This window comes from Alteromonas sp. ABD4_190, assembly GCF_056160105.1.
In genome coordinates this window covers 3,027,511-3,041,482 of sequence record NZ_JBSWWN010000001.1, presented here as the reverse complement: position 1 = coordinate 3,041,482, position 13,972 = coordinate 3,027,511, and the positions used below count along the sequence as shown (strand labels likewise).

Below are 13,972 nucleotides of genomic sequence, written 5' to 3'. Positions count from 1 at the left end.
TAAAAATGCTCGCGCTGCTAAATACTAGGCGTTTTAGTGCCCCTTATAAACCACCACCCTTCGACGGCTGAATTTCTTCAACTTCCACCACTACCTTTTCTACAAGCTTGACTCTGCCTTGCTTCACAAGCGCTTGTCTTAATACATACTCAATTTGTGCATTAACACTACGCAAATCATCAGCGGCCCACCTTTCCATAGCGGCAAGTACATTTTCATTAATCCGAAGTGGATACGCTTTTTTCTTTGCCAAAATATAAACCTTATGTGCCACAGAGCGCCTCTGCGGCACCAAAATTAGAAACTCAAAACTTTACTAATAAATTGTACCTGTATTAATAACAGGCTGCGTTGATTTATCACCGCACAGCACGACTAGTAGGTTACTGATCATGGTCGCTTTGCGCTCTTCATCTAGCTCAACAACCCCTTTTTCGTTTAGTCGTTGAAGGGCCATTTCAACGGTTCCTACAGCACCATCAACAATTTGCTTACGCGCCGCAACAATAGCTGAGGCTTGTTGACGCTGTAGCATCGCACTGGCAATTTCTTGGGCGTAAGCAAGGTGGCTAATACGAGACTCTAATATGGTGATCCCTGCTTTTGCTAAACGGGCTTGTATTTCTTCTTGTAACCGCTCTGATATCTCTATTGGGTGGCTACGAAGGGCCACTTCAGCTTGTTCGTCATCGCGAGGGTCGTAAGGAAAACTACTTGCCATATTACGAATAGCAGATTCACTTTGAATGCGAACAAAGCTTTCATAATCGTCTACGTCAAATACGGCTTCTGCAGTATCTGTGACTTTCCACACCACAATTGACGCAATTTCAATCGGGTTCCCTTGGTTGTCATTCACTTTAATTTTGGCGCTTTCAAAATTTCTTATGCGAAGTGATATATTGGTTCGGCGAAACAATGGAATGGTCCAGCGCAAACCTACATTAGAAACGGTACCAACATAGCTACCAAAAAAAGTCATCACCTTAGCTTGATTCGGCTGCACCATAAAATATCCCATCCAGAGTGCACCAACCAGAAGACTTAAAATGATTCCGCCTTCGGGGCTCCCCCCAACGGCATAGAAGAATGCCGCAGCCTGTGCAACCAATAAAACACAGATCATCAAATATCCGTTGACTGAGAAACCCTTCTTTTCTTGCATTTCGATCACCTTTGATATCATTTTGATATCTTAATAATAAAAGCAAAGCCATTTTTTGCCACCGATGAAGTGTTACCAGATATGTCAAAACCACTGTTGCATTAAACAATTTTAAAACATTTCTTGGTAAGTCTATGAAATAGGTGCCAGAATGTTATCAAGGAAATTTCTTATACGGACTTTCATAATGCCTACTAAACCTTGTAAGACCAAAAATTCTTCTGAGGCACGTCGCACCTTACTCAAAGGCGGGCTAGCATTTGGGTTGACAGCAGGCATTACTCCTTTCGCTATCGGTAAAGCAAAGCCCACGCTGCGTGTTATGGGTACTCACGTAACATTGCAGGAAGCTATCCGACAGCGCGCTATCGAAGACTTAGGTATCAACATAGCGTTTGAACCTGGCGGCAGTGCCACTGTGCTGCAAAAAGCATCCATGAACCCTCAGTCGTTCGATTTATACGAGCAGTGGTCAAACAGCATAAACGTACTGTGGCGCGCAAAGGCTATTCAGCCTATACAGAAAAAGCGTCTTCACTATTGGGAAGAGATAAATAACTTAAGCAAAACCGGTAAGCTTACTGAAAGTGCGCGTATGGGTGCCGGCGACGCGCCACACAAAATTCTTAATGTGCAAGAAGACGCCTCTTTAGGTGAAAAGCACACTGATGCCATCAGCTTTTTACCCTACGTACATAACGTGGATTCATTTGGTTATGACAGGTCTAAGCTACCGACTGAACTGCAGGGACAAGAAGAAAGTTGGGGCTGGCTGCTAGATCGTCACTTTTCTGGAAAAGTCGGCATCGTAAATGACCCTACCATCGGATTATTCGATTTAGCGTTAGCCGCGCAAGCGAAAGGTTTCATCACTTTCAAAGATATTGGTGCTATCACCGAATACGAGCTAGACGACCTGTTTAACCTGCTTATAGAGTTAAATCAGTTGAATCACTTTAGCGGTTTTTGGACATCGGTTCCTGAATCCGTTGAATTTATGAAAAGTGGTCGTGTGGCTGTTGAAAGCATGTTCTCGCCAGCGGTCTCCGCACTCAATGGTCAAAATATACCCGTCACTTTCGCTGCTCCAAAAGAAGGATACCGAGGATGGCACGGGGTAATGTGCCTTTCTTCTGCTACCCAAGGCAGAATGAAAGATGTAGCCTATGAATATATGAACTGGTGGCTGTCGGGTTGGCCGGGTGCATTCATAGCAAGACAGGGGTATTACATTTCGACCCCCCAACGTTCTGCCGAATATTTATCGAAGGCTGAATGGGACTACTGGTATAAGGGTAAAGTTGCTTCTGAACCACTAAAAGGCACTGATGGCAAAGTGAGTGTACAAAAAGGCGCACAACGGACTGGTGGCAGTTACGAAGAACGATTTAGTAATGTTGCAGTTTGGAACACAGTTATGCCAAGCTATGAATATAGCTTACAAAAATGGTACGAATTTATCACTGCATGACACAGTGTAGTACCGCTTCTTAAATGGAATAAGGTTCCTTCAGCTTATATGTTATCGTCAATCCGAGTACAGCTTATAACAGTTTTAGTTGCGTTAATTGCACTAATACTTGCTCAAGGCTTTGTGGCGCGAAAAAACCAAGAGGTTTTAAATAAAGGCGTGGCATCTGCTGCTAAAGCCGTCATTGATGTAGGCATTGTAAAAGAGCTTGAACGGGACGTTGTCGACCTTCAGCGCAATGTTTTAATTTTTAAAGAAAATGCAAGTAAGTCGGCCATTACGCGTTTTAGCCGCCTGATGGTTACCATTAACAGTAAGCTCGATAAACTTGCAGAGGTTAACGAGCATTCCAGTCAAAAAGGCGACAGCAATCAAATTCTCAGTAGAATGAGAGAGCACCTAAACGCTTATCAAGAGAACTTCTCTCAGGTTGTTGAAGCACGCTCAGAAAGAGACAACCTCGTCGATCAAGGGACTATGTCTGATATCACCTTACTTGAAAGTGAACTCGACAAGGCACTAGCGAAAGGAGATGTTTCAGCGACTTTTGTAGAAGACGCGAAGGTCATTCTAATTCAAACAGAAAATGCGATGTTAAAATACTTGATGAAGCCTGATATGAAATTCATCAAGACATTCAATGACTCTGTTGACACTTTAACGCGCATGCCCTTCTCAGCCAATCCTGAGTTGCAGCAGCGTGTGAAACGAATTATAGACAGAATAAAAAACGACTTTTTTAAGCTTACTCAAATAACGCAAGGCAATCTTTTTCTGGTTAATGTAGTAATGGCAGGCTCTGCTAATGAGTTTCTCTATTTAAGTGGTGAATTAGCAAAAAAAGTTAGTACTCACTCAGAGGTTATTACACAGCGCACTTACCAAATAGCTGAGAATACACAGCGTAATGGAGAGCTTTTTTCTTTATTTGCGATTTTGCTTGCTTTAGCAGCTGCGCTGTTTTCAATATTTCGTATCCTTGGCCCAATCCGCTCTATTACCGAAGTTTTCAATAAGCTCGCTGAAGGCGTACAAATCTCCAATATTCCGGGCAGCAGTCGAAAAGACGAAATTGGAAAGCTAGCAAGAGCCGCTCTTGTATTTAGTGATAAAAACCGTGAAACGGAAAAGCTATTAAATGAAGCAAGATCGATGAACTCTCAGCTAGAAAGCTTGAACAAGGTCATCACCGAATCTAAAGTAAAAGCCGAGCAGGCTACCGCATCTAAAAGCATGTTTTTAGCGAACATGAGCCATGAAATTCGTACCCCCATGAATGGTATCATTGGCCTGATAGAACTAGCACAACAGCAAGAACTATCACCAATAGTACGAGGCTATCTTGATAAAGCTTCATACTCTGGGCAAATATTACTGAGCGTAATTAACGACATTCTGGACTTTTCCAAGATTGAAGCAGGTGAATTAAAGATAGAAGAGGTTAGCTTTTCACTGCACTCGCTATTTGACAACCTCATCGCCGTAATAGCGCTGCGAGCAAAAGAGAAGAATCTATCTGTTCATTTTACGGTTAACCCTAGAATACCACCTCAGGTTATAGGCGACCCGTTGCGTATTGCTCAAATTATTATGAACATTGGCAACAACGCCGTGAAATTTACCGAACAAGGGCGTATAGATATAGAGTTTGACGGTAACTTGAATGAAAAAGGTAACCTACTAAACCTCATCATGCGAATTGCCGACTCAGGTATAGGCATGAGCCCAGCACAGCTCGATAAAATATTTAAGCCTTTTACACAGGCTGATGGCTCAACTAACCGCAAATACGGCGGTACTGGACTGGGCCTTGCCATTGTCAGCCAGCTTACTGAACTTATGAATGGACGCCTTGATGCAACCTCGACTATGGGGAAAGGCAGTAGATTCGAGGTTGAACTTCCTCTTAAAGCATTTAAGAATCAGCCAGGGGTATTACAAAACTCTCCACAGTTGCCTACTAATAGCCTTTACGTAACTGAATCGCCGTTACTCCCAAAAGCCTATTGCTCTCAAATTCAGCTGTCGACAGCATCAAGCATGTCAATTGAAAATGCTAAAAATGCTGCTACTCTCCCTGATCATATTGTTGTCGACGTTCATGAATTTAGCTCGTTTAGGAAAAATATTAGCTGGCTGAACAGTCTTTTAGAAAGCGGAAAGTCTGTAGGCTTAGTGATGGAGAGCGCTGGTAGTGCCCTGCAGTCTAAATATGATTCGCTGTGGAAAGGCCCTTTAATTATGCATCCTTTCACCCCCGCCCAATTTGAACGTTTTGTACACCAAATAATCTCAAAAGATGCTAATTATCAAAGTAAAGAATATAACGAGGAACCCGATAGCTTAAAACTTGAAGGGCACATATTGCTTGTAGAGGACAATAATATAAACCAACTCGTTACCGGTGAAATTCTAACAAACCTGGGACTTACGTTTGATATCGCTGAAGATGGTAAGCAAGCAGTACAAAAAGTAGAAAACGCCCCTCAATACGACCTTATCTTAATGGACGTACAAATGCCCGTTATGGATGGATATGAAGCCACTAAACTGCTTCGCGAAAAAGGCTTTACAGCCGTACCTATCATTGGCCTGTCAGCCAATGCGATGAAAGAAGATAAACAAAACGCGCTTCAATCGGGAATGAATGATTATTTAACCAAGCCTATAAAGCAGAAGTCGCTTATTGCAGTGGTAAAAAACTTTTTAAGTTGACGTTCACAAACAGCGAGCCCTAAATAAATTAACAAATTCTTATATTGCATAAGCTTAGCACCTCTTTTTCAAAAAGACTTTTGCCTCAAAGGTATATAAAAAAATACTTATTTATCCACCACCATACCTTTACCGTTACGTAAATTTTTAATTCAACGCCATTATTAATAATACTTTTGTCTAATTTTGTCGGCGAAAAAATGACAAGTTCCGTTTTAATTGTGTTGCTCCTGTCGCTCGCTATAAATGCTGCGGTAGGTGGATATTTTCGCATCTTGGCGAAAAACCAATACGAACCTGTCGCATTCAACTTTTGGGCCGCATCGTGCTTGGTGTATTGCTTAGGGCTAGTCGGCAGCGCGCTCACTATGTTCGCGCCAAGTATAAACGTGCTCAGCACACTCACTGGGCTTCTTTATTTAACGGCCAGCTATTTGCTACTTCATGGCTTTTTAAGTTTCAACATTCAATGTGTGCACTCTACCGTCAAACGCACAGGTAACCGTGTTTTTGTAATAGCTATTCTCTCTTTGATTGGAGCGTCTTGGTACCCTGAATTAGTCGAGCCAACAACGTCCTTTTTTATTGCTTTAATGTTTCTATTTTGTTTTCAGAGCTTTCAATCACAGCAATGGAAAACCATTGAAGGTATTTCTGTTCTGATACGAAGCATACTGTTCATTCACTTTATCATAATGGTGATACGGGCGGGGCTTACCACTGGTGTTACCTATTATGGCTTAGTATCTAACTTGCAAGTTTTTATAACGGTTACTGTAGGGCTCCACGTACTACTTTGCCTTGCCACCTCAGCACTTCTCCCATTTATTATTCTGTCAAAAGAAAAAGGCGAATGGGAAGCAATGGCAAACTTCGACGAGTTAACCGGCGTGTTAGGACGTCGCGCGTTTATTCGCACGGTATTGAAAAAGTTGAAGTCCAAAAGCAAAAGGCCTTTCACTTTACTAGTAATTGACATCGATTTTTTTAAAACCATTAACGACAGCTATGGTCATCCTGAAGGCGATAGAGTGCTAAAAAATGTGGCACAGTGTCTACAAGCACAGTTACGCAAAGGTGACATAGTGGGTCGCTTAGGCGGAGAAGAGTTCGGCGTTATTATCTCTCATCGACATTCTGAGCCCCCTTTTACCGTTGCCGATAGATTGAGAGAATCGGTGTCTTCGCTTGTTATATTCAGTGGCTCTGAAGAAATTAAAGTAACCATTAGCGTAGGTATGTCTTCTTCAAGCAACGTCGAAGATACGTGGAATACACTGTTTAATCGGGCAGATAAAGAACTGTATAACGCAAAAAAAACAGGGCGAAACAGGGTGTCGCCAGAGGTCATAGCAGAAACAACGTTGGTATAGCGACTAAAATATTCATAAAAAAACGCTGCCAAATGGCAGCGTTTTAGTTTTTAGTCATTATGATGAAGCCTATCTAGCTATAGTGCTTTGATAGTCTCGAACTGCTCTTTAAGTTTGGCTAGGGCTTTTTCACCCTCTTCCAACTTAGCACGTTCTTTTTCAATTACCGCTTCTGGCGCATTGCTTACGAACTTCTCATTACCCAACTTGCCACGTGTACGAGATACATCTTTCTCGATTTTCTCCATGGCTTTAGTAATACGCGCAAGCTCTGCATCTTTGTCGATAAGCCCTGCCATTGGGATAAGAATTTCCATCTCGCCCACAAGCGCTGTGGCGCTGGCTGGTGCTTCTTCACCGTCTTTTAATATAGTTACGGTTTCAAGCTTAGAAAGCTTATCTAGGAATGCCTTAGCCGCATCAAGACGACGCGCGTCTTCATCGCTTACGTTTTTAAGTAGCGCATTAAGCGGTTTGTTTGGCGAGATATCCATTTCACCACGGATATTACGAATACCCACGATAAACTTCTTCACCCACTCGATATCAGCAAGTACTTTGTCGTCTTGTTTCGCCGCATCAACTTCAGGGAATGCCTGAACCATAATGCTAGCGCCCTCTTCCACCTTAAGCGCACTTAGTGGCACCACACGCTGCCAAATAGTGTCGGTGATAAATGGCATTAGCGGGTGCAATAAGCGCAGCAGGCTTTCAAGTACATTGATAAGCGTGTGACGCGTACCGCGCTTTTCAGCTTCGGTGCTGGCGTCATTGTTAAGCACTGGCTTAGTAAGCTCTAGATACCAGTCACAGAACTGGTTCCAGGTAAACTCGTAAACGGTTTGCGCTGCAATGTCGAAACGGTAGTCTTCAAGCGCTTTTTCAAACTCAACTAGCGTTTGTTGGAACTTAGCCCAAATCCAGCGATCGGCCATACTAAGCACCATTTCGCCACCGTCACGACCTGTATCGTGCTCTTCTGTGTTCATCAATACGAAACGCGATGCATTCCAAATTTTATTACAGAAGTTGCGGTAGCCTTCAACACGGGCCATATCAAAGTTGATATCGCGGCTGGTTGACGCCATAGCTGCAAACGTAAAGCGTAGTGCATCTGTACCATAGGCCTGAATACCATCAGGGAATTGCTTGCGGGTACGCTTAGCAATCTTCTCAGCCAGCTGAGGTTGCATCATGCCCGCGGTACGTTTAGTGACTAGCGACTCAATATCAATACCGTCAATCAAATCAATAGGGTCAAGCACGTTGCCCTTCGACTTTGACATTTTATCGCCGTTCTCATCGCGGATAAGGCCGGTAATATAAATATCTTTAAACGGAATCTTGCCAGTGAACTTCTTGGTCATCATGATCATTCTGGCAACCCAGAAGAAGATGATATCAAAGCCGGTGACTAGCACTGAAGACGGTACAAAGGTTTCTAGATCTGGCGTTTCTTCTGGCCAGCCCATGGTCGCGAACGGCCATAGCGCACTTGAGAACCAGGTATCAAGAACATCGTCATCTTGTGAAAGGGTTACGTCACTGCCAAGGCCATGTTTCTCACGCACTTCTTCTTCGGTGCGGCCAACAAAAACGTTGCCGTTTTCGTCGTACCACGCCGGAATGCGGTGTCCCCACCACAGCTGACGTGAAATACACCAGTCTTGAATGTTGTGCATCCACTGGTAATAAGTTTTGTTCCAGTTCTCTGGCACAAAACGAATTTCACCGCTTTCCACTGCTTCAATAGCTGGCTTAGCAAGAGACTCAACCGCTACATACCACTGGTCAGTTAGGTATGGTTCGATAACTGCGCCCGTTCTGTCGCCACGTGGCACTTTAAGCTTGTGCGGCTCAATCTTAACCAAAGAGCCTTGGGCTTCTAGGTCAGCAACAATTTGCTTACGCGCATCGAAGCGATCTAAACCGCGGTACGCTTCTGGCGCATCGTCGTTAATTTTCGCATCGTCGGTAAGAATGTTGATCATAGGTAGATTGTGACGCTTACCCATGTCGTAGTCGTTAAAATCGTGAGCAGGCGTAATTTTAACGCAGCCTGTACCGAATTCTTGATCTACATAGTCATCGGCAATAACTGGAATTAAACGACCCGTAATAGGCAGCTTAATTTCTTTGCCGATAAAATCTTGATAACGCTCGTCATCTGGGTGTACTGCAACCGCTGTGTCACCGAGCATGGTTTCAGGGCGCGTTGTTGCAACCACTAGCTCACCGCTGCCATCCGCTAGCGGATAGAGCATGTGCCACATGTGGCCGTCTTCTTCTTCGTTCAGTACTTCTAGGTCCGACACTGCCGTGTGAAGCACTGGATCCCAGTTAACCAAACGCTTACCACGGTAGATAAGACCTTCTTCGTGTAGTTTCACGAATACTTCAGTTACGGCTTTAGACAGGTCTTCGTCCATGGTGAATACTTCACGAGACCAGTCAGGTGACGTACCTAGACGGCGCATTTGGCCAGTAATAGTACCGCCGCTGTGCTCTTTCCATTCCCACACTTTTTTAATGAAGTCTTCGCGACCTAAATCGTGGCGCGTCTTACCTTCAGCGTTAAGTTGGCGCTCTACCACCATTTGGGTAGCAATACCTGCGTGGTCAGTACCCACTTGCCATAGCGTATTGTCGCCCTTCATGCGGTGATAACGGGTTAAGGCGTCCATGATGGTCTGCTGGAAACCATGGCCCATGTGAAGGCTACCGGTAACGTTTGGTGGCGGAAGCAAAATACAATAAGGGTCGCCGCTACCTGAAGCTTTAAATAAACCCGCCTCTTCCCATGACTTGTAGCATTGCTGCTCGATGGACTGCGGTTCGAAGGTTTTATCCATTACACACTCTCAAATTGAAGCTAAACGCGAATGACTTATGCAGATTTGAACTGCATGTTGCATCCAGCTTGCTGATAGTTTTTGTATCTTACCCGCGCGGCCTGTTTGGCATTCTCGTCCACGGGTACAAAATCGATGATTTGACGATGCTGGTTGGGTGAAGGCACCATACCGGAACCCACGTTCACCACCATTTGTCGTCTGGCTACCTGCTCTGGCCGCCAACAAATTTCCACCGGCGTTCCCGACTGCGGCCCTTCACCAAAAAGGTTATGGGGCACAAAGCGGTCTGCCGGCAGTTGCCATAACAATTCATCAACTTCTTCAGCTTGCGCCTGTGTATCACACAGCACGCTAATTTTTTGCTTATTAGCAAACGCTGAGGCAATGACTTCACTGGCGCGGCCTGCCACACCATTGTCACCGCTGGTAAGTTGATAAAAAATCACTTGTGGCATAAATGATTAGTCCTCTAACTTGATATCAGCGCGGTTCATTAAGAACTGAGACAGCATAGGCACTGGACGGCCTGTTGCGCCTTTGTTCTTACCACTGCGCCATGCCGTACCGGCGATATCAAGGTGAGCCCAGTTGTACTTCTTAGTGAAGCGCGACAAGAAACAACCCGCCGTAATTGACCCTGCTGGGCGACCACCAAGGTTCGTCATATCTGCAAACGGGCTTTCAAGCTGCTCTTGGTAATCGTCCCATAGCGGTAAGCGCCATGCGCGATCTGAACTTTGCTCTGACGCATTAAGTAGTTCGTGAGCAAGCGGGTTGTGCGTGCTCATTACTGCTGTTGCGTGATGGCCTAGCGCGATAATAGCGGCACCTGTCAGCGTAGCAACGTCGATAACGAGTTCTGGCTCGTAACGCTCAACGTAGGTTAGCGCGTCGCACAATACCAAACGGCCTTCCGCATCAGTATTTAGTACTTCAACAGTTTGACCCGACATAGTCGTTAGAATGTCACCTGGACGGTACGCTTTGCCATCTGGCATATTTTCACAGCCAGCTAGTATGCCGATTACGTTAATCGGAAGATTTAGCGCCGCGATAGTGTGCATTGTACCCAGTACGCCTGCAGCACCACCCATGTCGTACTTCATTTCATCCATGGCTTCGCCTGGCTTAATTGAAATACCGCCTGAATCGAAAGTAAGGCCTTTACCTACAAGCACAATTGGCGCTTGATCAGCTGGGCCACCGCGGTGATGCATAATACTCATCATGCTTTCATTTGCAGAACCACGACCAACGGCAAGGTAAGACTGCATACCCAGCTCTGCCATTTGTGTTTCATCTACCACTTCTGCGGTAACGCTGTCGTACTGACTCGCCAATTCTTGCGCCTGCTGCCAAAGATACGCTGGGTTACAGATGTTTGGCGGCATGTTAGCTACGTCTTTGGTTACTTTTGAACCACGAGCTACGGCTAAACCGTGCTCAACTGCACGTTCGCCAACCGTTAATTCACGGCGTGTAGGTACGTTGAATACAATTTTACGCAGCGGACGACGTGGCTCGCCTTTTTTGGTTTTAAGCTGCATAAAGGTGTAAAGCGTATCTTCAGTTGCTTCTACCGCTTGGCGCACTTTCCAGTAAGTATCGCGACCTTTAACGTGAAGTTCTGTAAGGAAACATACCGCTTCCATTGAGCCTGTTTCATTCAATGTTTGAATGGTTTTGGCGATTATGTTTTTGTACTGGCGCTCGTCTAATTCGCGCTCTTTACCACAACCGACAAGAAGCACGCGCTCACTTAGTACGTTTGGCACGTTGTGTAGCAACAACATTTGCCCCGCTTTACCTTCAAGGTCGCCACGGCGTAACAAGTTGCTGATATAACCTTCACTGATTTCGTCTAGTTGTTCAGCCACTGCCGTTAGGCGGCGCGGCTCGAAGACACCCACAACAATACATGCGCTGCGTTGTTTTTCAGGACTGCCACTTTTTACACTAAACTCCACGATATCACCTCGCTTTTCGTCGTTTATGGTTTGCACGATGACTAAAATCACGTAACGTTTCGCGCTGCTTTATGTTTTAATACGCAGCATAACTTTTTAGTTCGCTGCAATTCACGCTTACAGACCTATTGAATATAGGTTAAATTTGCGTCAAAACACCATGCAAACGGTTTATGATTGCAGGCAAAACTTGTAAAAACGGTAAGTTTAAACAAAATTGTGCTTTCTTTCACTAAAATTCCTAATTTTCCGGAAGGGCTGAGATGCTGATATTCCGCTATTTACTTAAGGAAACGCTGAAATCTCAGTTAGCGATTTTCTTTATCCTAATGGCAATTTTTGTCACCCTAAGATTTGTGCGCGTATTGGGCGACGCATCAGACGGTGATATCCCTGCTGGGCTTGTGCTTGGCTTCTTAGGTTTATATGCCCCTATCCTCTCTTCATTGGTGCTGCCCATCAGTGCTTATCTGGGTATTATGCTAGCCCACGGCAGGCTGTATGTAGACAGTGAAATGACCGTTATGCGGGCTTGTGGTATCAGTGAATGGTATGTCACTAGGGTAATGCTATTTTTATCAGTACTTATCATGATAGTCACAGGCGCAATTACCCTTTATTTCGCGCCATTAGCAGCTGAAAACGAATATCAACTGCGGGAAAAAGCCAGAAACGAGGCCGGTATCTCGGCACTAATGCCAGGTAGATTCCAGCAAACGGGTAACGAAAAAGCGGTTATTTTTGTGCACGACGTGGATAAAAATGACAAGCTACAACGCGTGTTTTTATCGCAAAATCAAACAGATGATAGCGAAGGTGATGTACGCGTTGTATATGCGCAAACCGGTGAAGTCGCAAACAACCCCGACGGTACACGAAACCTCGTATTAAAAGAAGGTGTGCAGTACGAAGGCAAACAATCTGAAAAGGCTTACCGCAAAGTAGAATTTGACGAATACCAAATTCAGATTGCCGATAAACCCGCCGACGAAACCCGTCGTAAGGTGAGCGTATTGCCCACCAGCGAGCTTTGGGAAGACGACAGTATCGAGGCCAGAGCCGAGCTTCAGTGGCGTATTGCCATACCGCTTTCTATTCCATTTTTAGTGTTGATTGCTGTACCGCTGAGCGCTGTAGACCCGCGTCAGGGCCGCTTCGGTAAAATGTTCCCGGCCATTTTGCTTTACCTAGGCTACTTCTTGCTGCTGCTTGCAAGTAGACGCGTACTAGAAGATGGAAAAATGCCGCCACAGCTTGGCTTATGGTGGGTACATACCATCATGTTGATCATTGGTGTCATGTTAATCGTGCGGGACAGAAAAACTGGCACAGAGCTTCGCGCTTGGATATTGGGGAAAAAGTAGATGTTTAAGATCCTCGATTTATATATTGCCCGTACGCTGTTAGGTACTATCACCGTTACGCTTAGCGTACTTATCGGCTTAAGCGCGCTCATTAAATTTGTAGAACAACTACGTAAAATTGGCGAAGGCGACTATGACATGCTGGTCGCTTTTATCTACGTTTTACTGAGCTTACCTCGCGACCTAGAGCAATTCTTCCCTATGGCCACGTTACTTGGCGGTCTTATCGGTATGGGCGTGTTGGCCAGCAACAGCGAACTGGTAGTAATGCAGGCCGCGGGTATGAGCCGCTGGAACATCATAAACTCGGCCATGAAATCTACCCTTGTTATGATTTTACTGGTGATGGCCGTTGGTGAATGGGTTACTCCATACAGCGAAACCAAGGCAAAACAGATAAGAACCGAAGCCATTTCAGGCGGTAGTCTATTTTCTTCCGATAAGCTGGTGTGGGCAAAAGATGGCGACCGATTTGTGAGTATTGGCCAAGTACTTAGCCAAGACTCACTCAAAGACGTAAGCATTTTTAGCTTTAATCCTGACTTGTCTCTTGAAAGTATTACCTACGCGAAAAATAGCGCTTTCGATGGCGACGGCTGGTGGTTAAGCGATGTTGAAGTAACCCAGTTTACAGAAACCAATGTCACGTTAGATGAAAGCGATCGCGTGCGCTGGAACTCGACCCTTACTCCCGATAAATTGGGGATTGTGGCGGTTAAGCCCGAAGCATTGTCTATTACTGGTCTGCTTGATTACGTGAACTATCTAGATAATAACGATCAAGATCCATCACGCTATGAGTTAGCGCTATGGCGGAAAATCTTTCAGCCTATATCGGTAGGTGTGATGCTATTGATGGCACTGTCGTTCATCTTCGGTCCGTTACGTAGCGTGACTATGGGCGCAAGAGTGATTATGGGCGTACTAACAGGCTTCGGTTTCTTTATTCTTAATGAAGTGTTTGGGCCAGTCAGTTTGGTATATCAGCTGCCGCCGTTTTTGGGCGCTTTACTGCCCAGTTTACTGTTTGCTGCTATCGCAGGTGTTATGCTAAAACGTTGA

Annotated in this window: 10 protein-coding genes; 5 read left to right on the top strand and 5 right to left on the bottom strand. The window is 44.9% G+C overall.

Going from position 1 to position 13,972, the window contains the following annotated elements:
* Nucleotides 1-43: 43 nt before the first annotated feature.
* Entirely contained in the window at nt 44-253 is a 210-nt protein-coding gene (locus tag ACXAFM_RS13300) for a type II toxin-antitoxin system antitoxin (RefSeq protein ID WP_474830194.1), read from the bottom strand.
* A gap of 63 nt (nt 254-316) precedes the next feature.
* Entirely contained in the window at nt 317-1,165 is an 849-nt protein-coding gene (locus tag ACXAFM_RS13295; protein WP_039219019.1) for an SPFH domain-containing protein, read from the bottom strand.
* 187 nt (nt 1,166-1,352) lie between these two features.
* Between ACXAFM_RS13295 and ACXAFM_RS13290 the strand changes: the two genes are divergently transcribed.
* The 3 genes from ACXAFM_RS13290 (at nt 1,353) to ACXAFM_RS13280 (ending at nt 6,724) form a co-directional block, all read left to right on the top strand.
* Entirely contained in the window at nt 1,353-2,636 is a 1,284-nt protein-coding gene (locus ACXAFM_RS13290; RefSeq protein ID WP_474834884.1) for an ABC transporter substrate-binding protein, read from the top strand.
* Nucleotides 2,637-2,684: 48 nt separating this feature from the next.
* The gene (locus tag ACXAFM_RS13285) at nt 2,685-5,351 is read left to right on the top strand and encodes an ATP-binding protein (RefSeq protein WP_474830189.1); all 2,667 of its coding nucleotides are present in this window, start codon (nt 2,685-2,687) and stop codon (nt 5,349-5,351) included.
* Nucleotides 5,352-5,551: 200 nt separating this feature from the next.
* A complete protein-coding gene (locus tag ACXAFM_RS13280; RefSeq protein ID WP_474830187.1) occupies nt 5,552-6,724 on the top strand; it encodes a GGDEF domain-containing protein in 1,173 nt (390 codons plus the stop codon).
* A gap of 77 nt (nt 6,725-6,801) precedes the next feature.
* Here ACXAFM_RS13280 and ACXAFM_RS13275 read toward each other — a convergent pair whose 3' ends face one another.
* The 3 genes from ACXAFM_RS13275 to pepA are packed head-to-tail and all read right to left on the bottom strand — an operon-like array spanning nt 6,802 to nt 11,546.
* Nucleotides 6,802-9,576, bottom strand: coding sequence for a valine--tRNA ligase (locus ACXAFM_RS13275; protein WP_474830185.1), 2,775 nt, complete (start codon nt 9,574-9,576; stop codon nt 6,802-6,804).
* Nucleotides 9,577-9,611: 35 nt separating this feature from the next.
* A complete protein-coding gene (locus tag ACXAFM_RS13270; RefSeq protein ID WP_474830183.1) occupies nt 9,612-10,034 on the bottom strand; it encodes a DNA polymerase III subunit chi in 423 nt (140 codons plus the stop codon).
* A gap of 6 nt (nt 10,035-10,040) precedes the next feature.
* Nucleotides 10,041-11,546: a leucyl aminopeptidase gene (gene pepA, locus ACXAFM_RS13265; protein WP_474830181.1), complete on the bottom strand. Its 1,506-nt coding sequence runs from the start codon at nt 11,544-11,546 to the stop codon at nt 10,041-10,043.
* A 263-nt stretch (nt 11,547-11,809) separates the two neighbouring features.
* Here pepA and lptF point away from each other — a divergent pair, with 263 nt between their 5' ends.
* Nucleotides 11,810-12,910: an LPS export ABC transporter permease LptF gene (gene lptF, locus ACXAFM_RS13260; protein ID WP_474830179.1), complete on the top strand. Its 1,101-nt coding sequence runs from the start codon at nt 11,810-11,812 to the stop codon at nt 12,908-12,910.
* Nucleotides 12,911-13,972, top strand: coding sequence for an LPS export ABC transporter permease LptG (gene lptG / locus ACXAFM_RS13255; protein ID WP_474830177.1), 1,062 nt, complete (start codon nt 12,911-12,913; stop codon nt 13,970-13,972).